20 protein-coding genes are annotated in these 23,489 nt (G+C 30.3%); 3 read left to right on the top strand and 17 right to left on the bottom strand.

Going from position 1 to position 23,489, the window contains the following annotated elements:
* Window positions 1–19: 19 nt before the first annotated feature.
* The 3 genes from A8C32_RS10435 to A8C32_RS10445 all read right to left on the bottom strand — a co-directional run bounded on the left by A8C32_RS10435 (window position 20) and on the right by A8C32_RS10445 (window position 3,409).
* Window positions 20–1,801, bottom strand: coding sequence for a sulfatase-like hydrolase/transferase (locus A8C32_RS10435; RefSeq protein ID WP_069830371.1), 1,782 nt, complete (start codon window positions 1,799–1,801; stop codon window positions 20–22).
* 103 nt (window positions 1,802–1,904) lie between these two features.
* Window positions 1,905–2,672, bottom strand: a complete 768-nt coding sequence (locus A8C32_RS10440; RefSeq protein WP_069830372.1) for an ABC transporter ATP-binding protein — start codon at window positions 2,670–2,672, stop codon at window positions 1,905–1,907.
* Window positions 2,669–3,409 (bottom strand): MlaE family ABC transporter permease, encoded by a 741-nt coding sequence (locus tag A8C32_RS10445; protein ID WP_069830373.1) that lies wholly within the window; start codon window positions 3,407–3,409, stop codon window positions 2,669–2,671. Before A8C32_RS10445 ends, A8C32_RS10440 begins: the two co-directional genes overlap by 4 nt.
* Before the next feature lie 105 nt (window positions 3,410–3,514).
* Between A8C32_RS10445 and pafA the strand changes: the two genes are divergently transcribed.
* Both pafA and A8C32_RS10455 read left to right on the top strand, forming a co-directional pair.
* Window positions 3,515–5,173, top strand: coding sequence for an alkaline phosphatase PafA (gene pafA, locus A8C32_RS10450; RefSeq protein WP_069830374.1), 1,659 nt, complete (start codon window positions 3,515–3,517; stop codon window positions 5,171–5,173).
* Window positions 5,173–5,982, top strand: a complete 810-nt coding sequence (locus A8C32_RS10455; RefSeq protein ID WP_069830375.1) for a DNA/RNA non-specific endonuclease — start codon at window positions 5,173–5,175, stop codon at window positions 5,980–5,982. The genes pafA and A8C32_RS10455 overlap by 1 nt, the downstream gene beginning before the upstream one ends.
* A gap of 80 nt (window positions 5,983–6,062) precedes the next feature.
* Here the strand turns inward: A8C32_RS10455 and A8C32_RS10460 are convergent, their stop codons facing one another.
* The 4 genes from A8C32_RS10460 to gcvP all read right to left on the bottom strand — a co-directional run bounded on the left by A8C32_RS10460 (window position 6,063) and on the right by gcvP (window position 11,469).
* A complete protein-coding gene (locus A8C32_RS10460) occupies window positions 6,063–6,911 on the bottom strand; it encodes a glycosyltransferase (RefSeq protein ID WP_069830376.1) in 849 nt (282 codons plus the stop codon).
* A gap of 24 nt (window positions 6,912–6,935) precedes the next feature.
* The gene (locus tag A8C32_RS10465; RefSeq protein ID WP_069830377.1) at window positions 6,936–7,457 is read right to left on the bottom strand and encodes a class I SAM-dependent methyltransferase; all 522 of its coding nucleotides are present in this window, start codon (window positions 7,455–7,457) and stop codon (window positions 6,936–6,938) included.
* 2 nt (window positions 7,458–7,459) lie between these two features.
* Entirely contained in the window at window positions 7,460–8,518 is a 1,059-nt protein-coding gene (locus A8C32_RS10470) for a 3-oxoacyl-ACP synthase III family protein (protein WP_069830378.1), read from the bottom strand.
* A gap of 101 nt (window positions 8,519–8,619) precedes the next feature.
* The gene (gcvP, locus tag A8C32_RS10475) at window positions 8,620–11,469 is read right to left on the bottom strand and encodes an aminomethyl-transferring glycine dehydrogenase (RefSeq protein WP_069830379.1); all 2,850 of its coding nucleotides are present in this window, start codon (window positions 11,467–11,469) and stop codon (window positions 8,620–8,622) included.
* A 762-nt stretch (window positions 11,470–12,231) separates the two neighbouring features.
* Here gcvP and A8C32_RS10480 point away from each other — a divergent pair.
* Window positions 12,232–13,056, top strand: coding sequence for a UbiA prenyltransferase family protein (locus A8C32_RS10480; protein ID WP_240491730.1), 825 nt, complete (start codon window positions 12,232–12,234; stop codon window positions 13,054–13,056).
* Here A8C32_RS10480 and A8C32_RS10485 read toward each other — a convergent pair.
* From A8C32_RS10485 to purE, 10 genes are all read right to left on the bottom strand, one after another.
* On the bottom strand, window positions 13,053–13,325 hold the full coding sequence (locus A8C32_RS10485) for a hypothetical protein (RefSeq protein WP_069830381.1): 273 nt from the start codon (window positions 13,323–13,325) through the stop codon (window positions 13,053–13,055). The two genes, A8C32_RS10480 and A8C32_RS10485, sit on opposite strands and share 4 nt — an antisense overlap.
* Before the next feature lie 2 nt (window positions 13,326–13,327).
* Window positions 13,328–13,882, bottom strand: coding sequence for a sigma-70 family RNA polymerase sigma factor (locus tag A8C32_RS10490; RefSeq protein WP_069830382.1), 555 nt, complete (start codon window positions 13,880–13,882; stop codon window positions 13,328–13,330).
* A 111-nt stretch (window positions 13,883–13,993) separates the two neighbouring features.
* Window positions 13,994–14,701 (bottom strand): methyltransferase domain-containing protein, encoded by a 708-nt coding sequence (locus tag A8C32_RS10495; protein ID WP_240491731.1) that lies wholly within the window; start codon window positions 14,699–14,701, stop codon window positions 13,994–13,996.
* Window positions 14,702–15,342: 641 nt separating this feature from the next.
* On the bottom strand, window positions 15,343–16,092 hold the full coding sequence (locus A8C32_RS10505; protein ID WP_069830384.1) for a methyltransferase domain-containing protein: 750 nt from the start codon (window positions 16,090–16,092) through the stop codon (window positions 15,343–15,345).
* A complete protein-coding gene (locus A8C32_RS10510) occupies window positions 16,059–16,820 on the bottom strand; it encodes a DUF2071 domain-containing protein (RefSeq protein WP_069830385.1) in 762 nt (253 codons plus the stop codon). The genes A8C32_RS10505 and A8C32_RS10510 overlap by 34 nt, the downstream gene beginning before the upstream one ends.
* A gap of 5 nt (window positions 16,821–16,825) precedes the next feature.
* On the bottom strand, window positions 16,826–17,206 hold the full coding sequence (locus A8C32_RS10515) for a DoxX-like family protein (protein ID WP_069830386.1): 381 nt from the start codon (window positions 17,204–17,206) through the stop codon (window positions 16,826–16,828).
* 386 nt (window positions 17,207–17,592) lie between these two features.
* Window positions 17,593–18,096 (bottom strand): GbsR/MarR family transcriptional regulator, encoded by a 504-nt coding sequence (locus A8C32_RS10520; protein WP_069830387.1) that lies wholly within the window; start codon window positions 18,094–18,096, stop codon window positions 17,593–17,595.
* 253 nt (window positions 18,097–18,349) lie between these two features.
* Window positions 18,350–20,260, bottom strand: a complete 1,911-nt coding sequence (locus A8C32_RS10525; protein WP_069830388.1) for a sulfatase — start codon at window positions 20,258–20,260, stop codon at window positions 18,350–18,352.
* Between the two features lie 468 nt (window positions 20,261–20,728).
* Window positions 20,729–22,762: a M3 family metallopeptidase gene (locus tag A8C32_RS10530; protein ID WP_069830389.1), complete on the bottom strand. Its 2,034-nt coding sequence runs from the start codon at window positions 22,760–22,762 to the stop codon at window positions 20,729–20,731.
* Window positions 22,763–22,979: 217 nt separating this feature from the next.
* Entirely contained in the window at window positions 22,980–23,462 is a 483-nt protein-coding gene (purE, locus tag A8C32_RS10535; RefSeq protein WP_069830390.1) for a 5-(carboxyamino)imidazole ribonucleotide mutase, read from the bottom strand.
* Between the last annotated feature and the right edge of the window lie 27 nt (window positions 23,463–23,489).

The following is a 23,489-nucleotide window of genomic DNA, read 5'->3' on the forward strand; positions in this document are numbered from 1 at the left end:
AAAAAATATTAATGTTTTATTACTTCACTATAAATGATTTGCTGAAAGAGAACTGTCCAACAGTTAATTTCATGATATAGTAACCTTTGGATATATTAGAATTTAATAGCATACTAACTTTTCTGTTAGATTTTTTAGTAAGATTCTGTTCTATTTGAACAGGACGACCTAAATTATCATAAATTACTGCATCTACAGCTCCTAATAAGTTTTCATTAAACTTTACAGATAGTTGAGGTCCTATTACAGGATTAGGGTATAGGTGTCCTGATAAGTTTTGTTTCAATTCAACATCTTCAATAGATAATGTTGTGTAGCCATCAAAAGTAGTGTCTTGCCATGAAATCGTATTAGCAGGATTAGTACTACTATGATTATTGAACCAAGTATCGGCTGCTCCAGTACTATCAAAAAATTCAGGTTCAATATGTGTTAATGCCCACTGGTAGGCATCACTAATCATTTCATTTAAAACAGTTTGATAAGCAGGATTAGTACTTAAATCATCCGCATTGTTTTCTGCTAATCCACCAGGAGTACTAACATCAAATAAATACCATCTATTATTTCCAAAAGTATAAGCTTTTAAGTTGTCACGTCTAACACCAACTCTATTAGTTGCTGCATGCCTAATAGAATATATCGATTCGTTAGCGCGAGCATCTGTTTCATTAATTACATTAGCCATAATATCTTTACCATCTATCTCTTTTCCTGCAGGAATTGAGGCTCCAGCTAAATTTACAAAAGTAGGGTAGAGATCTAGGGCAGATACATTGTAATCATATTTTTTACCTGCAGGAACAGTACCAGGCCAATACATAAACATAGGGACACGGAAACCACCTTCGTAAGTGTCTCCTTTATCTCCTCTTAAAGGTCCGTTGTTTGCTCCCCCGTATTGAGCATGGCTTTCTGATTTCCCACCATTATCACTCATAAATACAATTAAAGTATTATTTAATTCGCCATTGGCAGTTAAAGCATCAACGAGTTTTTTAACGCCTCTATCTACAGAATACACCATAGCAGCATAATTTTCACGACTAGTATCACCTAAGTAATCAAAAGAATAAGGAGGAGCAGCCAAAATTGCTTTATCTGAAGCTAATGCTTGAAGTGGTGTATGTGGTGCATTATAAGACATGAAAAGGAAAAATGGATCATTGTCATTAGTTTCTGCATCATTTATAAAATCAACACCTTTGTCTGAAAATAAGTCAGTAAGATAAAGCCCATTAGGTTCACCTGCAAGACCTTCATTTTCCCTTAAAGGACTTCGGTATTGAGTTGATCCACCACCCCCACCTGTAAAGTAGACGTGACCACCATATAACATACCATAAAAATAATCAAAACCTCTTTGATTAGGTCTATAACCAGTAGGCTGACCTAAATGCCATTTACCAATAACACCTGTATTGTATCCTGCATTTTGCAAAACTGTACTAAAAAAAGTTTCAGAAAGAGAAACACCTTGAGTTGTATTAGAATCCGATAAATTATATTGGGCTCCAAATTCATGAGGATATCTTCCTGTCATTAAACCAGCACGACTTGGTCCACAAAAAGGATGTACAGCATAGGCAGATGTAAAAACAGTTCCAGCAGCAGCTAAAGCATCTAAGTTAGGTGTTGCAATATCTGAAGCATGTCCTTCGTTAAAACCAACATCACCGTACCCATGGTCATCAGTTAAAATAAAGATAATATTTGGAGACTGAGCAAACGTTTTAAAGTTTGAAAAAATGACTACACCTAAAAAAAAGAGTAGTTGTTTAATTGTAATTTGGGTTTTCATAGGTTTATATTTAAAATTAGCTAAAGCAAATCTATAGGATTTATTTTAAATAAAAAGATAGTTATTTACCCTTAATCTGTGGTTTTTTATCTGTTTAAGGAACTTATTTGTAGTCTTTTAGATACATTTCTCGTACTTTTTTAAATAAATTGGAAGAATATACAAAGTCAGTTACCACTTCGTTATCCGTTTTAAAAATAGTTTTATTAGAGCCTTCCCAAGCTTTTAATCCATCTTTTAGGAATACAATTTTTTCACCAATTTCCATAACAGAATTCATGTCATGAGAATTTATAACTGTAGTTATTTGGTATTCGTCTGTAATTTCTTGAATAAGGTTATCAATAACTATAGCAGTTTTTGGATCTAACCCTGAGTTTGGCTCATCGCAAAATAAATATTTAGGATTGTTAACAATAGCTCTAGCTATAGCGACACGTTTTTGCATACCACCAGACGCTTCACTAGGCATTTTATTGTGGGCGCCTTCAAGGTTTACTCGTTGTAAAGCAAAATCCACACGATCCTGCATTTCGCTTTTACTATGTTTAGTAAACATACGTAAAGGAAACATAACATTTTCTGCAATAGTCATGGAGTCAAATAAAGCACTTCCTTGGAATACCATGCCTATTTTGGCACGTAAGTTTCGTTTTTCATCATCAGATAATTTGGAAAATATTTTTCCATCATATTCTATGGCTCCCTTTTCGTAATCAAATAAGCCTAGTAAGCATTTTAAAAATACGGTTTTACCAGAACCACTTTGTCCTATAATAAGATTTGTTTTTCCTTTTTCGAAAGATGTTGTAATGCCTTTTAAAATATGAGCTTCTCCAAATGATTTATGTAAATCTTTAACTTCAATCATGTGCTTAATAACATTTGGGTTAGAAAATAATTTAAAAGTATAATGACAACACTAGTCCATACAAATGATGTTGTACTTGCTTTACCAACTTCTAAAGCGCCTCCTTTCATGTAATACCCATGAAAAGATGGAATAGTTGCTAAAATAAAAGCAAATACAAAGGTTTTTATAAAAGCATAAACAATATGGAATGGTATAAATTCAGTTTGAATACCAATAATATAATCTTCAAGAGAGCTAAAACCACCATAAACACATGCAGCCATACCTCCAATTATTCCTAAAAACATAGCAATAGAAATAACAAAAGGATAAAGCATTAGTGAAATAAATTTTGGAAACACCAAATAGTTTAATGAGTTAATACCCATAACTTCTAAAGCGTCAATTTGTTCTGTTACACGCATAGTACCAATACTTGATGTAATAAATGAACCAACTTTACCTGCCATAATAATAGATATAAAAGTAGGAGCAAACTCTAAAACAATAGATTGTCTAGTTGCAAAACCAACTAAATATTTGGGAATTAATGGGTTGGTGATGTTTAAGGCTGTTTGGATGGTGACAACACCTCCAACAAAAAAGGCTATAAATGCTACAATACCAAGTGAGCCAATTATTAAATCATCTATGTCCTTTAGTATTAATTGCTTCATCACAGTCCACTTGGTTGGCTTGCGAAACATTTCGGCAATCATTAAAAAATAGGATCCTATATTATGAAGGTATGTCATATGCTAATTTGTAAGCGCTAAAGTAAAAAAAAGTTATAGGTATTTAACCCTAATTTTAAATTATGATGTTTTAAAAAGTGTATTTTTGAATCAGAATTTATAGCTATGTCAAAAAAAATAATTTTAATTTTATTAGGAATTACATTGTGTTTTTCTGGTAATGCCCAAAAAAAAGGTGCTTTAAGTAATCATAAAAATAATTATAATAGTCCTAAATTAGTGCTAGGCATTGTGGTAGATCAAATGCGCTACGATTATTTAACACGTTTTTATAATAAATATGACGAAGGCGGTTTTAAGCGTATGATAAATGCGGGGTTTAATTGTAAAAATAATCATTTTAATTATGTGCCAACTTATACAGGGCCTGGACACACATCTGTTTATACTGGTACTACTCCTAAATATCATGGTGTTATAGCAAATAATTGGTATGATAAGGAATCTAAGAAGATGGTGTATTGTGCAGGTGATAAAAATGTAGAATCAATAGGTACTAAGGCTTTATCTGGGAAAATGTCTCCTCATAGAATGGGAACAACCACGTTTGCAGATGAGAATAGATTATTTACACAAATGAAAGGAAAAACCATAGGTGTTTCTATAAAAGATCGAGGAGCTATTTTACCAGCAGGACATACGGCAAATGCAGCTTACTGGTTTCATGGTAAAGGAGAAGGTGTTTGGGTGACGAGTTCGTTTTATATGGAAAAGTTACCAAAATGGGTTAGTGATTTTAATGCATCGAAAAAAACAGAATCTTATTTAAGAGAATGGAATACATTGTATCCTATTGAAACTTATACAGAAAGTGGAAGTGATTTAAATATTTTTGAAGGCGGTTTTAAGGGGAAAAAAACAGCAACATTTCCATACAAATTAGATAAATTAAAAAAGAAAAATGGTGTGTTTGATATTTTAAAAGCAACACCTTATGGAAATAGTTTAACTACAGATTTTGTTTTAGCATCTATAGAAGGAGAGCAATTAGGACAAGATAATATTACAGATATTTTAACAGTTAGTTATTCATCAACAGATTATGTAGGGCATAATTTTGGTGTAAACTCTAAAGAAATTGAAGATACTTATATTAGATTAGATAAAGATTTAAAGCGCTTATTTGAATATTTAGATTTAAAAGTAGGGAAAGGCGAATATGCTGTATTTTTAACAGCAGATCACGGAGCTGTTGATGTTCCGGCATATTTGAAATCGGTAAAAGTTCCCGCAGGTTATGTAAACAATTCTGAGCGTAAAGAAAAACTTAAAAAGTTTTTAGAAGAAACTTATGGAGCTGCTAATCTTTTAGAGAATATTAGTAATAATCAAATATTCTTAAATAGAGAAAAAATAAAAGAATTAGATTTAAATTTGAGAGATGTTCAAGAGGCTATTGTAAATGAACAAATAAATTATAAACATATTTCAAAAGCATACACAGGTACTACTATGAGTTCTGTTGAATTTACAGAGGGGATTGAAGCATTGTTACAAAAAGGATTTAATCAAAAACGATCGGGAGATGTTATTTTAGTAAATGATCCCGCATATATATCATATGGTAAAACAGGCTCAACACATGGTAGTGGTTTAAATTATGATACGCATGTACCGTTATTGTTTTACGGTAAAGGAATTAAACAAGGGGAAACTTTAAAGAGAACTGAAATAACAGATATTGCTCCAACCATGTCTGCACTTTTAGGTATTAGTTTTCCAAGTGGAGCTATAGGAGAACCTTTAGAATTTGTTTTAGATTAATGACGAAACGTACGTTTTATTCTGTGATAGCAATACTTGTTGTTTTAAGTGTATATAGTTATGAATATTTTTTAGGAGAAGAAGAAAAAACTGAACTTATTTCAAAAGGAAAAGAGACTAAAGAAAATACGAATGAATATTTTTTACCTACAAGTACTACAGGACAAATTGTTCATCATAATGGTTATTCTTTGTCTTACAGTGAAGTGCATGAGCAAGCTGAGTGGGTTGCATATGAATTAAAGAAATCACACCTTTCAAAGACCAATTTCAAACGACCTTATTTTGAAATAGATAAAGCAGTTAAAACAGGAGCAGCTCATTGGAGAAATTATAAGAAGTCTGGGTATGATAGAGGTCATTTATGTCCTGCAGGAGATAGAAGATATAGTCAATCTGCTCATAATGAAACTTTTTTAACAAGTAATATAAGCCCGCAAGAACATAAGTTTAATTCTGGTATTTGGAATTCTTTAGAGCAAAAAGTTCGTTATTGGGCAAGAAAATATAATGGCATTTTTGTTATAACAGGAGGTGTTTTAAAAGGAGAAATGAAAACTATAGGAGACGAAGATGTCTCAGTTCCAAATCAATTTTATAAAATATTGATTGATAATAATACAGGCAAAACAAAAATGATAGCTTTTTTAATACCTCATAAAAACTCTAATGAGTCACTTTATAAATTTGTAGTTTCAGTTGATAAGGTTGAGATTCTAACAGGAATAGATTTTTTTTCAGAATTAGAAGATGATTTAGAGAATAGGTTAGAGACTTCTAGCTCTTTTAAAGAATGGGATTTTGATTAGTGAAATCCTTACTAAAACTTGTTAGCTTACTTGAAGTTTAGTTAATGTAAGCTTGTTTAGGTATTTTATTTTTAAGGATATCATTTTAATTTATTAAGCATACCTTTCCAACGTAAATCTCTAATAAACTCGCCTTCTTTTTTAGATACTAAATATTCTATTTTTTGTTTTCGAGCTTTAAAAAAGCCGACTAAATAGTCTTTAAATAAAGCAATATTATTCTTTTTATAAGCTAATTTTAATGCTGAAATAAAAGTTATTGTAAAGCCATAACGCATTTTATACATGGCTTCGCCTTGTAAATGCTTAGAGGCTTTATTGTAACTTGTCCCTGTTGGTTTTAAGTGTTTAACTTTAAGTGTTTCATCGGTTAATACTTCCCAATTATAATATTGAGCAAGTAATTCGTCAATAGTATCCCAACCCATTGATGGCCTTAATTTACCTATTTCAAGAAAACAGTTTTTTTTATAAGCTTTTAGGGCACCACGAATATGGTCCTTGCTGGTTAAGTTTTCTAGAACCCATTCATTATTTTTTTCAATGTAACAAAACCCAGAAACCATTCCTAGTCTATCATTTTTTTTAAAATGATTTGAAAGTTGCTCTAAGTAATTATTTGGGAAAATTAAATCGGCATCAAATTTACAAATAACATCATAGTTGTCGTCTAAGGTTTCATAGCCTTTATAAAAGGCATTAATGATTTTTGAACCTGGTAGGTGTTTATTTGATGATAAATTATTTTTTAAAGAAATACAACTATGTTTTTCGGCATAAGCTTCAACAATATCTTGAGTTTTATCAGTTGAGTTATCATTAACTACTACTAGGCGTTTAGGAGGTAGTGTTTGGTGTATCAATGAGTTTAGAGTAAGTCCAATAGAACTTTGTTCATTATGCGCAGGAATTATGATGTAAAAATTCAAGGTCTTAAGGTTTAAGATTCAAATTTAAACTCTTTCTGCGTAAACAATGTAATATCTCGGAGTAAAAGACCTTAAAATAGGACGAATGCCAATTTTCTTACTTGGGTTAGTCCATTTTTCGCAATCTATAATTTTCCATCCTGTTTTTTCTAATAACCAATCAAATTGCCAATCTTCAAATTCGTGATAATGTCTGTCCAACATATCAGTTTTACTCTTATAAGCAGAAGAAAACCATAATTTAAGAGGTACGCTAGCTATTAATTTATCAGCTTTTATTGATTGTAAAACTGTAAATGGAGATAATAAGTGTTCAAAAATTTCGAAAGCGGTTACAACATCAGCTTTAGAGTTTTTAATAGTAGAAATATCAAAATCTAAATCTTCACCTTTCGTGTTTTCTACGTTGTATCCATGTGATTTCATAATATCAGTAAATGGATTTACAACACCCAAATCTAAAATGGTTTCAGAATTAGAAGTGTGTTTTTGTAAAAATTGAATGGTATGCTTAAAGCGTTTGTTTGGGTAAATTTCCTCGTACATTATTAGTGTTTGTAAACTATAGCATTAATATTCATACCTGCACCTACGCTAGCAAATATAATAATATCTCCTTTGTTTATTTCTTGATTTTGAAGCTTGTCTTTTAAAATTCTGTCATATAAAGTAGGAACTGTTGCTACACTAGAGTTTCCTAACTCTCCTATAGTCATGGGCATAATACCTTTTGGCATTTCCATATTATATAGTTGATAAAAACGTTTTACAATAGCTTCATCCATTTTTTCATTAGCTTGATGGATAAGAATTTTTTTAATATCATGAATACTAACTCCGCTATTATCAAGACAGGATTTCATAGCTAGAGGAACATTAGTTAGAGCAAATTCATAAATTTTTCTACCATGCATTTTTATATACCTACGATCTTCATCTATATCTTGGTTATTGGATTCTCCAAAATATATAAAATGGGCTTCATCTAAAGTAAAAGTTGCAGTTTCATGAGTAATAATACCTCCTTCATCATCAGTAGCTTCTAATATGGTAGCTCCAGCACCATCACTATAAATCATAGAATCTCTATCGTGTCTATCAATTATGCGAGATAATGTTTCAGCACCTATTATCAAACATTTTTTTGCAATTCCTGCTTTTATAAAAGCATTGGCTTGAATTATACCTTCAATCCATCCAGGACAACCAAAAAGAATATCATACCCAACACATTTTGGGTTTTTTATTTTTAAAAGGTGTTTTACTCTAGAGGCAATGCTGGGGACAGTGTCACTTTGTCTATTACCATCTTTTAGATCTCCATAGTTATGAGCTACTATTATATAATCTATGTCTTCACGATTAATTTTAGCATTTTCAATGGCTTTTTTTGCTGCAAAAAAAGCTAGGTCTGAAGTGTTTAAATCATTTTTAGCATAACGCCGTTCTTCAATACCTGTGATAGCTTTGAATTTTTTTACAATAACTTCAGTAGGAGCGTTTATTGTAGAGCCATCTCTGTTTAAAAATTTATGATTAAGGAAGTCTTCATTCTTTTCAATATTATGTGGGATATAGCTTCCAGTGCCAGTAATTTTAATATTCATAAACAGAAAATAACCTTTAATTATTAGTAGTTAGCAATATAAATACTTTTAATTAAAGGTCGATTTATTTTTGTTGTATTTTACGATGTTCAAAAGGGTTTTTATACTTCTACGTAGGCTTCAACAGGAATACAAGAGCAAATTAAATTTCTATCTCCATAGGCATCATCAACACGTCTTACACTTGGCCAAAATTTATTATCTTTCACATAATTTAAAGGAAAAGCAGCTTCTTCACGAGAATAAGGGAAGTGCCATTCGTCTTTGGTTACCATGTCTAAAGTATGTGGCGCATTTTTTAGAACATTATTATTATCATCTTTTGAAGTTTTATCAATCTCCTTTTTAATAGAAATCATAGCATCACAGAATCGGTCTATTTCAGCTTTACTTTCACTTTCTGTAGGTTCAATCATTAACGTTCCAGCTACAGGGAAAGACACTGTTGGTGCATGGAAACCATAGTCCATTAAACGTTTTGCAATGTCAGTAACTTCAATGCCATTAGCTTTAAAAGGTCGGCAGTCTACAATCATTTCATGTGCAGCACGGCCGCGTTCACCAGAATATAAAGTATCAAAATTACCTTCTAAGCGATTTTTTATATAATTGGCATTTAAAATAGCAATTTTAGTAGATTCTGTTAAGCCTTCTGCTCCTAACATTTTTATATATCCATAAGAAATTAAACATGCTAAAGCTGAGCCAAAAGGTGCGGCAGAAATAGCAGTGATAGCTTCTTTACCACCTGTTTTTACAATTGGATTTCCTGGTAAAAATGGAACAAGTTGTTTGGCAACACAAATAGGACCTACCCCTGGACCACCACCACCATGAGGGATCGCAAAAGTTTTATGTAAATTTAAATGACATACGTCTGCTCCAATATTTCCAGGGTTTGTTAAGCCTACTTGGGCATTCATATTAGCTCCATCCATATACACTTGACCGCCGTTGTCATGAATTAGTTTAGTAATTTCTTTAATAGCAGACTCGTAAACTCCATGTGTTGATGGGTAAGTTACCATTAAGCATGAAAGATTGTTTTTATGTAAAATGGCTTTCTCTCGTAAATCTTCTACATCAATATTACCTTCAGCAGTAGATTTTGTAACAACTACTTTCATACCCGCCATAACTGCACTTGCTGGGTTTGTACCATGTGCAGATGATGGGATTAAGCAGATATTTCTATGGTGTTCACCTCGTGATTCATGGTAGGCTTTAATAACCATGAGTCCTGCAAATTCACCTTGAGCTCCAGAATTTGGTTGCAGTGATGTCGCTGCAAAACCTGTAATTTCTGTTAGCTGATCTTCTAATTTTTTTAAGATTTTTAAATACCCTTTAGCTTGTTTTAATGGAACAAAGGGATGAATGTTTCCCCATTTAAACCAGCTTAAAGGAAGCATTTCCGAAGCTGCATTTAATTTCATTGTACATGACCCTAATGAAATCATAGAGTGATTTAATGATAAATCTTTACGTTCTAAAGATTTTATATAGCGCATTAACTCTGTTTCTGAGTGATAGGTATTAAAAACATCAAGTGTTAGAAAGCTAGATGTTCTCTGTATAGACTTCTGTATGTTATTTACATCTTCAATGGCAGAAATAACAATAGTTTCTTTTTTTGCGGCTTTAGCAAAAATGGAAATAAGGTAATTAATGTCTTTAATAGATGTTGTTTCATTTATAGAAATAGTTACCGTTTTAGAGTCTGGATAATATAAATTTATCTTTTTGTCCTTAGCTATCTTTCTTATTTTTTTAGCATCTGTTTTTATTTGAAGTGTATCAAAAAATGATGTGTTTATTTGTTCGAAACCTAATTCTTTTAATACTTCAGCTAGTTTTGATGCTTTATTATGAACTTTATTTGCTATAAATTTTAAACCTTTAGAGCCATGATATACAGCATACATACTAGCCATAACAGCTAATAAGACTTGAGCGGTACAAATATTAGAGGTTGCTTTATCTCGTTTTATATGTTGCTCACGAGTTTGTAGTGCCATACGTAGGGCTCTATTACCATTTGCATCTTTAGTAACCCCTATAATACGCCCAGGTAAATCCCGTTTGTAAGCTTGTTTAGTTGCAAAAAAGGCTGCATGAGGGCCACCATATCCCATAGGTATACCAAAACGTTGAGTTGTACCTATTACAACATCTGCTCCAAATTTTCCAGGAGCTTCTAATTTTACCAAACTTAAAAGATCTGCAGCTACAGCTACTTTAATTTGGGAGTCATTAGCTTTATTAATAAATGATTTTATATCTGTTATTTGACCGTTTTTACCAGGGTACTGTAAAATAGCTCCAAAGAAGTCTGAAGAAAAATCAAATGTATTTTCATTACCAACAACTAAAGCAATACCAATAGGAGTAGCTCTTGTTTCTAATAAAGAAAGCGTTTGAGGTAATATGTTTTCTGAAACGAAAAACTTATTTACTCCAGTTTTTTTCTGATTACGATCACGAACTGCAAATAATAAACTCATAGCTTCCGCAGCAGCAGTACTTTCATCAAGTAATGATGCGTTGGCAATTTCCATACCAGTAAGGTCTATTACCATGGTTTGGAAATTCAAAAGAGCTTCTAGTCTTCCTTGAGCAATTTCTGCTTGATATGGTGTGTATGCTGTGTACCAACCTGGGTTTTCAAGAATATTTCTTTGAATAACTGCTGGTAAAATAGTAGGGTGATAACCTAGACCTATATAAGTTGTGTATGCTTTGTTCTTTTTAGATAGTTCATGAATATGATGTAAATATTCATGCTCAGTCATAGGTTCATCTAAATGTAGCCCATTTTTTAATCGAATATCGTCAGGGATTGTTTCGTAAATTAACTGGTCTAGAGAGTCAACACCTAGAGTTTTTAACATAGAGTTTTGGTCTTCTTCTCTTGGGCCAATATGACGCAATGCAAAAGCGTTTGTATTCATTAAAGTCAAATTAATTATATAATTCGCAAAAATACATAATATTCCATGCGTTTTATTGCATGAAATCGAAAGTTTTTAATCGTTAGAGCATTTTGTAGGCACTGTTAGGAAAAATGCTTTGAATTTACTGTAATGTAAGTTGTATTTTTTTTAATTTTAATGTTAAAGAAATCTTAATCACATCATTTATCCTTTCAAATAATCGTTAAAAATGCCCTTTTTTATTATTTAATTCGATATTAAGAGAAACTGCAATTATTTTCAATTTCAATGGGTGAAAGTTATATGTTTTGTTTTGAGTTTGCATATCTCTATTAAATAAATTAATGAGTTATTAATCTGTAATCTCTTTTTGATATAAAGTGAAAAGCAATCCTGTTTCGTTAATGGAAGTTTGTCTTGCAGTAATTTTAAATAAAAATTGATATAGTTTATTTTGATCAATTTCTTAAAAATATTAGGGTGTGTTTGTTTATAGTATTGTTAATTAGTAGTTTGTGTTATTTTTCCTATGAGTTTTTGCTTGCTTTTTAATATGATTTCACAGATAGATAACTTAATTACGAACTAAAAATATAATAAAGATGAAAGCTAAATTTACAAAAATAGCAGTATTATGTCTATTTTTATTACTATTCAATTTTTAAAGTAAAAAATCAATGTATTGGAATTTTAAAATAAGCTAAAAGAGAATACTAAATAATAGGGTTATAAGTTGTGTAATGGTTTTTTACAATTGATTACTTTTGTTTTATGAGGTTTATGAAACAACTTTTTAATTTTTACATCAATAGTAGTATTCATGTAGCATTATCAGTGTTTTCACTTTCATGGATTACACTTCTAGAGTTTAATATCTCGTATGACGAAAATATATTGTATTTTAATTTTTATGCAACAATTACTGGGTATAATTTTGTAAAGTATTTTGGAATAGCCAAGTTTCATCATAGACGTTTAGCAGCTTGGTTAAAATCTATACAAATATTTTCTTTAGCCTGTTTTGTTTTAATGCTTTATTATGTATTTCAATTAGAGCAAAGAACGTTGGTGTATGTATTAGGGTTTGGTTTGGTTACATTTTTATATGCGATTCCTTTTTTACCTAAGCGTTTTTTTTTAGATAGTCAACATAATTTGCGTAGTATAAGTGGATTAAAAATTTATTTAATTGGACTTATTTGGTCTGGTGTTACCGTTTTTTTACCACTAATAAATAATGATTTTGTTTTAGATGCCAATGTATTAATTACAAGCATACAACGATTTCTATTTATTATGGCCTTAATGTTGCCTTTTGAAATTAGAGACTTACAGTACGATAGTGTGAAATTGTCTACGATACCGCAAAGAATTGGAATTGCTAAAACAAAGCTAATAGGTGTTTTGTTATTATTGGTCTTTACTTTTGTGCAATTTCTTAAAAAAGAGATGGGGCTTATTTATAGTATAATTTTGTTTACTACAACATTGGTAACGATTTTACTTTTATTAGTATCTAAAAAAGAACAAACAAAGTATTATAGTTCGTTTATCGTGGAGGGAGTTCCAATATTATGGCTAATTTTAATGTTATTTTTTATTTAAAGCGTACTTTCTTTTAATGCTTGTTTTAAGTTTTCTTTCATAGCCTTTTTTGCTTCAATTGTCATGCACTCTACTTTAGACTCTTTAATTTTTTTTGTGAGCATACTGTTATTTTTTGTATATTTTCTACAGGCTCTACAATAAATTAAATGTGCACTAAGTTTGATTTTTTCCCATAGTGTAGCTTCTTTGTATTGTGTTTTATCACAAACATGATTGGCTTCTTCACAAGGGATAAAAATTTTAAGTTTTTGTTGTTTATTACTCATAATTAAAACCAGTTTTCTTCAAGGCAACTAGCCATAGCTGTTCTTGCTCTGTGAATTATTACCCAAAGATTAGACGCAGTAATATTTAGTTCATTACAAATTACTTCAGTTTCATAGCTTAGTATAGTTTTCATTCTAAAAACTTCAGCTTGTTTTTCTGGTAGTTTACTTAAGCAAATATTTATAGCATCTCCAAGTTCATTGTTTTGTAATTTATCTTCAGCAGTTTTATCAAAAGGGTCTGCAACACGTTCTTCTAGCCAATCTCCTTCTGTTTCCGAATCGTTGTTGTAGCTTATTCGTACTTCTGCTTTTCCTTTATTCGAATTTATTTTTCTATAGTGATCAATGATTTTTCTTTTTAAAATAGAAATAAGCCATGTGCGTTCACTAGCTTCACCTTTAAAGTTTTTCATTGATTTTAAACCGGCTAAAAACGTGTCTTGAACCAAATCTTGAGCAATCTCTCTATCACTAACACGCGAAATAGTGTAGTTAAATAAGTAATCTGAATATAGATCGATCCACTTATTGGGATTAATTTGATGGTTAGACATTTGTTTGGCAATTATTTTAAATCGCAGCTAAAATAAGGTAAAAAAATGAATTTTTTTAATTGTTTATTAAATGACTATTAATTAATATTAAGGTCTTATTTTGAATAGTTGTTATTTAGCAGCAGAAATAATATAATAACCAAAACTTTTTATATGTAATCCAGAAAGTAATGCATAAAAAGAACCTTTAAGATTATGTAAGCTTTCACGTTTTAAAGTTTTATCATTAAATAGTTTTTTTAGAGTAAACCCAATAATAGCAAATGGTACGTGTAATACAGAAGAGGCTACTCTAAATGACGCGTTTTCAACTTTAATTTTAGTGAAACCTTGAGCTTTTAGTTTTAATACCATATTATTTATAGACTCCAATTTTTCTAAACTCCAATGATTGCAAAGTTGTTCATAGGCATAATTACTACCTAAGCATAACTCTGATTCTTGCTTTTTTAAGAACGCATCGGCAATAACTAGTTTACCTTTTGGTTTTAAAATTCTATAAGCTTCTTTTAATGACTTTTTGCTATGTCCAGAATGACAAAAACTTTCTATGGCCAAAGCTGCATCGAATAGGTTTGTTTGAAAAGACGTGTTATTGTAATTTTCTTTTAAAATAGTACCCTTATCTCCCTTTAATAATACATTACCTTTTTGTACTTGAAAATCTGATAGTTTAATGCCAAAAGCAGATAGATTTTTTTTCTTTTTTAATATATAACGCATGGTGCCTCCCACACCACAGCCTAAATCTGCTAATAACGTTTTGCTGTTTTTTAACTTTAATCGCTTTAATACTTGGTTATTCATTTCATTTAGCATGGTGTCTCGTTTAAAAAAATTTGTTTTAAATGGGGTATAGTAACCAAAATGCATATTAAAATGGTTGCTTCAATGTTTATAATCTTCTGTAGCTTCGTTATAGAAATCGATCATTTCTATGTAATTGCTTTCTAATCTTTCTATTGTAGATTTCATAGGTTTTGTTTTGAGGATATGGCAAATAATATATTAAGCTTGTGCTTTTTGAGTTTAAAGTTAAAGACGAATTTGTTGGTTTTTAGAAAGCTATTATTAAAAAAATACTGCTGAAATAAAACCATAATAAGGAGAATGAAATATGTATTATAGTTTCAAATTGTTTTCCTTTCCAAAGCTTTGAGGGAAAAATAAAAAACTGAGCAAATAACCGTATTACCCAGAACAAGCCTAGACCAAGTGCTATTTTTTTACCTAAAAGAGTTTCAATAAGTTCAGATGAAGAGGTAAGACATAGTAGACCCATTAAAAAAACTGTTAAAGCAATAAAAAATGTATGAACAAACATTATCTGCCTATTTATAGGGCTTAATGATTTTAGTTCTTTTTTCCAGTTAAAATATTTTGGAAAAATGATATGAATTAAAGCTAGGCTAATTAAAAGTATGCCAATGATATGTAGATGAATATACATGAAAATAATATTAAGGTTGATAATTAAAAATGGACATAAATGACGTAAATTTTGTTTCTGTAAAGGATGAAAATCCCGCGTCTTTAAATGCTTTTTTCCAAACATGATTTGAAAAAAAATGAGTAAAACCTATTGAAAAAGCTAAAAAATTTGGTAAATCTCTTAAATGCTCGACCATAATAACTTTACCTTCGGATTTGCATACTCTATGGCATTCTTTTAGAAAGCTAACTTTTTCTTTGGGAGATCGTATTTCATGGATAGCAGAAAGCAGAAAAATGACATCAACCGATTTGTCTTTTAAAGGAATGAAATTCGATTCTATATTCTGTGTATTTGGGTATGTTAAGCTTACTTTTCTAGCTCTAATTATAGCAGGTTCTGTGTGCTTTTTTGCATTATAAAAATCGAATATGCTTAAATTAGATTTTGGGAAAACATTTCTAATGATAAAACTAGTTTCATCAAAACCTGCATTAATATTTATAATTTTTTTAGTAGAGGTATGATCTATTTGGCAAGTGTCTAGCCAATTAAAATTATAATACCCTGAAAAATCATAAACGTAAGCAGATACTAATAATGGCATTATAAGTCCATAAACAAATAGAGCAATTATTATCCAATATAATAAGTTAGACCAATCAAATACTATATAACCTATGGTTATTAAGAGTAAAATACATAAGCCAATAACGTAAAAGTGTCTATTAAAGCTTAAAATATTTAAGACGCCTTGAAATTTTCTTCTTTTTTCCATGATTCAATTTTTCCTTTTTTCCAGTAGTATGGAATGTTGTTAATAATAAAAGCATTAGCTAAAATGGCACCATCAAGTTTTAATAACTTTAAAAACTCAAAATTGTAGTCTACAATACTTAGTGGTTTAGGTTTCCAGTTTTGTCTCACTCCTTCAATAATTAAAATGTTTTTAGTAGTATCATTATATGTGAAAGTGAATGGTAGAGGTCCTGCAAAACGTCTTGCTTCCTTCCAATTATTAAATGGAGACGCTTTTGGTAAGTCAGCCTGATCATTGTTTTTATCTATTGCTATTTTAAATTTTGATTTTATAGAAAATATTTCATCTGTATATCTGTTTTTAGTTTTAATAATATCCGTTGTTTTGTAGTTATAATGTGTGAAAATATTACCGATGAAAGCCATTTTCTTTTTATCTGTTTCAGATTTTAAAATATACAACCCACGCAATTTTTTTTCTTGATTATTTTTGTAGCGTACAAAAACACGATAACCAATTAAAAAGAAATCGTTACCCGAAAATTTAGGAAACCCTTTTGGTCTTAAGTCTTTTGTTTGTACTAATGCTACAGCAATAAAAGCCCATTTTTTTTGATGCGTATCTAATTGTAAACATTCGGGAATTAGGTGTTCAAGTTTTTTTTTATCGACAGCAAAAGTTAAAACTGTAGAGGTTTCAAAAAAAGCTTCAACAGCAAATGGATGATTCTTTAAAAATGAAAGCATAATATCTATAGGGTGTTTTTATTTAAAATAAATTCATTGTAATACACTATAAAGATGAAAATAACGGCAAATAATGAATTGAACTTACCCCAGAGTAATAAATCTTGAGCGAAGAATAATTCAAGACTATTCATTACGGCTACAATTATAATTTGAGTAATTGTATTTAGTTTAGTCTTATATCGACTTAAAACCCAAATAGCCATAAAGATTTCGGATACTCCTATTGCAATTGTTAGAGATTCAGAATAAGAATCTCCTAAAATCCTGGAAACAATATCTTGATGTCTAGGAACGAGGTTTAATATTTTACAAATAACTCCATTTGTAATCCATACAATTGCAATAATATAGGTTAGCACTGTATGTGCTTTGTTGTCTTTCATTTTATTATTTTCTAGTCTTTTTGTGATTTGATCTATTAATTATATATGTAATATTTAAGTGTAGAAATGCTAAAAGAATATAAATTGGTATACAAATGAAGATTTTCAATCCGTTTGATATAGTTGATATAACTATATACGTTATAATACAATAGATTATAAATTGTGTTTTCCCTCTATTGTTTAGGTTAAAAAAATTAAATCCTATTATTACAGCCATTAATACTTGAATACTTCCTAGTACTATTAGAGATAGAAATCCAATATACGGTTCAATAAAGAGCAACATGTTTATTGTTATAAGCGTCAAGTTTATATGAAGAAGGTATTTCATTTCTCTTAATTTTTAAACTTTCAATAACTTTTGAAACTTTATTTTAAATTTTTTACTTAATCAGTTTTAATAAAGATTTTGTAATCCAATTTTGTTCTTGGTTTACAATTTTGTTCATTAAAGTATCTGCTGTTTCGGCTAAATTATGGAGCGCTTTAGTTTGTTTTATAAGCTCCTTGGTTTTAGCTGAGCCATCATCTTTAATGGAGCTAACTTCTTTTAATACTTTAATAACTGGTTTTATTTCCTTTCGGCTGCGTTTTTTTGCAATATGTCTCGCTAGTTCTTGTACATCCTTTTCTGTGGTAAAAAACTCTTTCCGTTCTCCAGGAATAAGTTCTTTAGTTACGATGTCCCAATCCATAAGTTGGCGTAAATTCATGCTGGTATTACCACGGGAAATTTTAAGTTCTTCCATGATTTCTTCCATAGAAAGCGGTTTTGTAGAGATAAAAAGAAGTGATTGTATTTGTGCCATAGCCTTGTTTATGCCCCATAATGTACCTAAACTTCCCCATGTGTTTATAAACTTTTCTTTTGCTTCTTGATATTCCATGGTGTAAATATATAAAAGTTTTCTAAACTTTCAGTAATTATTGAAAGTTTGTTTTGTGAATGATTAGAATAGATGAAATTTTGTTTATTTATGTAGAAATGATTCTATTTAACAAATGGATATACTCGTGATGTTTAATTTGTACTAGGATAAAATGGAATAAAGCGAATGTTTCTGTATTGTAATTTTAAGATTTAAAAAGAAAAACCCAAGTTTTGCTTAAAACTTGGGTTTTATTAAGTATAAAATTATTTTACTTATTTATAAATTTAAATATTTGTACATCACCTTTGTTTTGTACAACTTTAAGAATATAAACCTGAGAAGCTAATGTTTTTGCATTAATGGTAAGTTTGTGGCCTCCAGAAAACTCTTTTTCAATAATTTTGTTTCCTATTAAATCATATACATATAATTTAGTATTAGCTGCAAATTCACTATTCTGTGTTAAATTAAGTGTTTTATTTTTTATGCTTACAAATAAGTCCTTATTTGAATGAATCCTATTTACAGATTTAGAAGTTAATGTTTGGTCAACCCCATGAGCTAATATTCTTTTTCTTGCAGCTTTACTACCATTTTTAGATGTGTTTAAAGCATTTCTTAAAACGTTTAAAACTCTGCGATTTAATTCATTATCATTAACAGATTTTAAGTTGCCTCCAGAAAATTGCATTAAATTGTTAAACTCATTTGGGTCTACATCATGATTGTATAATTCTTGATGGTAACCGCCGTTTTTAGAAATATATCTGAAACGTTGGTTTCTTACCGTATGATTGTCTTTGTCTCGAGATGTTAAGGCAATTCTATTCCAAGTTCTTGTAGGTTTTTCCATTAAAGGTTTTAAGCTTACACCATCTAAACTGCTATAGATATTGTTTTTTGGTAAACCAGCTAAATCAACTAAAGTAGGATATAAATCTACAGTAGATACAACTCGATTTACATTTATTTTTTTTCCTTGTATGCCATTTATACTAGGATCATAAATCATCATTGGTACTCTAGATATTTCTTCCCAAAGGGTAGGTTTAGTCCAATACTCTTTTTCTCCTAAACTAAACCCATGATCGCTAACAAAAACTACAATTGTATTATTTTTAACAAAAGTATTATTATCTAAAGCATCTAATAAATTACCAATACATGCATCTACATAAGAAATATTAGCCATATAAGCGCGTACAAAATCCTTCCATTTACTTATACCAGATTTTCCGTTTTTAGAATCTAGTATAGCTTTATGAAGAGCAGACCAATTTTTACTAACTTTAACATCGTTTAAATCGTTGGCAATTACATGAGGTAATTCAATATCTACGTTTTTGTATAAATCATAAAACTCCTTAGGGCAATACAAAGGTGTATGAGGTCGGAAAGTTCCACATGCTGCGAAAAATGGTCTTCTATCTTGTGTGTTTCTTTCGTTACGAATAAATTTAGCAACAAAATCTAAAGACAGATAGTCTTCAGTTTTTTCTAATGTTTGAGTATTACCTCTAATGTCTTTAACAGTTGCAGCCCAATCAAATTGGTCTTTAAATCCTTGTACAATATTATTAGATCTAAGATCTACACCAGTTCGATTAAATTTTTCGGTTAAATTAGTTCTAACTACGCCTTGTGGTAATAGGGTTCCCATATCTCCTTTACGATGTAAGTTTCCATTTAAATCATTAAAAGAGTAAGGGTAATCACTTTCTACATTATTTCTATTATTGTAACCTCTTGGAACATGAAATACTTTACCAGCAGATACAGTACGGTAGTTTCCAAATCTATTGAAATATTGTGGCATAGTAACTATATTTTTCATTCCAGGATATTCTCTAAAATGATGTCCATTTTGGTAAACTGTAGTAGTTAAAGGGTATTGTCCTGTAAAAATACTAGCTCTAGAAGGGCCGCAAATAGGAGCAGAGCAATAAGCACTTTGAAAAACAACAGACCTGTTTACTAGCCTGCTAATATTAGGAGTTTTAACTTGGTTGTTTCCTCCAAAACCTTGGACCCAATCATTTAGGTCGTCTACCATAATTATTAACACGTTTTTTTTTGTGTTATAATTAGATTGTGCATTAAGATTAAAAAAAGAAGCTTGACATAATAATAGGGTACATAGGTACTTCATCCAGTTTTTTTTAATAAAATTTGTTTTCATGGGTTGATTTTTTGTGTAAGTTTTTTTTCTGGTTAAGTATGTTTTTACATGTACAATAATAGTTTTTTTTATTCGTTTTTTGTTGCAGATAGATAGGAAATAGATGTCATTTTGTAGGAAATATCAAGTTGATAAATCAAGGGGCTAGTAGTTGTTATATATTTGAATTTATCTTGATAAAAGTCTCTTTTTTTTTGATATGCGTAATGAAAAATGCATTTTCTTTTTTTTGTAATTTTAAATGCAAGAAGAAGTGTTTTTTTACTTTAAGATATTTTGAAGAATAATAAAAACCTTAACATTTACTTTAACAATTAGTTAGGTAGAATAAAGGTGTAAATATTCTATTTATAACCTTGGTTAGATGTCGGATTATAAACTAGAGAAAGGAATAAGGGTAAATATGATTTAGGTATCTAAGGCACTCTTAAAAACGCTATAGACACCTAAATAAAAAAAAGATTTAGCTTATTTTAATAAGCCAGCACGTTTTAATAAGGCTTCGGGTTTAGGTTCTTGACCTCTAAAACGTTTGTATAGTTTCATTGGGTTTTCTGTTCCTCCTTGAGACAATACATGGTCTTTAAATTTTAAAGCGACTTCTTTATTAAAAATACCAGCTTCTTTAAAATACTCAAAAGCATCTGCATCTAAAACCTCTGCCCATTTGTAGCTGTAATAGCCAGAAGAATAGCCACCTTGAAAAATATGTGAGAACGCGGTACTCATACAATTCTCTATTACATCTGGATAAAGAGTTGTGTTTTTAAAAGTTTCAGATTCATGAGCTTTTACAGATTTAATATTTTCTGGAGATTCGCTACCATGCCAACTCATATCTAATAAGCCGAAACTTAATTGACGTAGTGTTTGCATACCTTCATGAAAGGTAGCCGATTCTTTTATTTTTTCAACCAAATCCATTGGAATGACTTCTCCAGTTTCGTAATGCGTTGCAAATAGCTCTAAAGCTTCTTTTTCGTAACACCAGTTTTCTAAAACCTGACTAGGTAATTCAACAAAGTCCCAATATACACTAGTTCCTGAAATACTAGGGTAAGTTGTGTTAGCTAACATACCGTGTAAGGCATGGCCAAACTCATGAAATAAGGTTGTAACTTCGTTAAAGGTTAGTAGGGAAGGTTTGCTTTTTGTAGGTTTTGTAAAGTTACATACTATAGATACGTGTGGTCTACTATTGTTACCTTCTTTTATAAATTGAGGTTTAAAAGAAGTCATCCAAGCACCATTACGTTTTCCTGGTCTTGGGAAAAAATCGGCATAAAAGATGGAGATTAAATCACCTTTTGAATCTGTTACTTTATAAGTTAGAACATCTTCATGATATTTATCTATGGTATCAATTTCTTGAAAATGTAAATCAAATAATTTATTAGCTATAGTAAATGCACCGTTAATAACATGCTCTAATTTAAAATAAGGCTTTAATAATTCATCATCAAGACTAAAAAGTTTTTGTTTTAGTTTTTCCGAATAATAAGCACTATCCCATTTCTCTAGTCTATCAATATTATCTAATTCTTTAGCAAATTGTTCTAGATTTTTAAATTCTTTTTGAGCGGCAGGTTTTGCTTTTTCTAATAAGTCGTTCAAGAAGCTATTAACGTTTTCAGGTGTTTCTGCCATACGTTCTTCTAAAACAAAATGTGCATGCGTTTTATATCCTAAAAGGTTAGCACGTTCATGTCTTAATTTTACAATGTTAAGAACATTCTCTTGATTATCTAATTTATCACCTTTAAATGCTTTTGAACCTGCAGAAATAGCTAATTTTTTTCGCAATTCACGATTATCTGCATAGGTCATAAATGGAATATAGCTAGGGTAATCTAAAGTAAACAACCAGCCTTCTTTGTTTTTAGATTCTGCTAACTGTTTAGCAGCTTCTTTAGCTCCATCTGGTAAACCAGATAAATCAGCTTCATTAGTAATTAGCATTTCAAACGCATTGGTTTCTGCTAATACGTTTTCACCAAACTTAAGCTTTAGTTGGCTTAGTTTTTTATCAATCTCTCTAAGTTTTTCTTTTTTGTCATCAGCTAAATTAGCACCGTTTCTTGAAAACCCTTTATATCTTTTGTCTAAAAGTGTTAATTGTTCATTAGTTAGATCTAATTCATCTTTTGAATCGTATACAGATTTTACACGTTTAAATAGGGCTTCATTTAGAGTGATATCATTACTAAAATCCGATAGGAGAGGAGATATTTCTTGAGCTATTTTTTGAATAGTTTCATTTGTTTCAGCAGAGTTTAAATTAAAAAATATGCTAGAAACTCTATCTAATTGTTCTCCAGAAAAATCTAAAGCTTCAATGGTATTTTCAAAAGTTGGTGATTCATTATTATTAACAATGGCATCAATTTCAGCTTTAGCTTCTTCAATGTTTTTTTTTAAAGCAGGAAGAAAATGTTCCGTTTTAATTTCTGAAAAAGGAGCAGTATTATATGTTGAGTTAAATGTATTTAAAAGAGGATTCATGTATTTATTTTTTTATTCAAAATTTTTACGAAAGAAAATACACTTGTAATCAGGTGTTTTCTTTTGTATTGACAAGTAATGTGATAAATTTAAGCTTGTTATGCATGCATAACAAATATTTATCTATATTTGCAGCGATAAATATTAGAGTGACTAACTCATAGAATTATTTGTTAATATCTATAAAAGCCTTGATTTTTTAAAATCAAGGCTTTTATTATTTTAAATCTTTAGCAGATTCGTTTACTTTCTGTTTTAAACCTTCTTTGTAAACTATTATTTTATCTAATACGCAAGTATCACTAGAACCTATAATTTGAGCAGCTAAAATACCAGCATTCTTTGCTCCATTAAGAGCAACGGTAGCAACAGGAACTCCACCTGGCATTTGAAGGATAGATAAAATAGAATCCCAACCATCAATAGAGTTACTGCTTTTTACAGGAACACCTATTACTGGAAGAGGAGATAAAGAAGCTATCATTCCAGGTAAATGTGCAGCACCACCAGCTCCAGCTACAATAACAGCAAAACCTCTAGTGTGTGCATGTTTACCATAATTAAATAATTTTTCTGGTGTTCTATGTGCCGAAACAATATCAACCTCAACTTCAATGTCAAAACCTTTTAAGATGTCTATAGCATCTTGCATTACAGGGAGGTCACTTTTACTTCCCATGATTACGCCTACTTTATTCATAAATTTATTATTTGTCTGGTTATACAC

The organism is Flavivirga aquatica (assembly GCF_001747085.1).
In the GTDB taxonomy this organism is placed as follows: Bacteria; Bacteroidota; Bacteroidia; order Flavobacteriales; family Flavobacteriaceae; genus Algibacter_C; species Algibacter_C aquatica.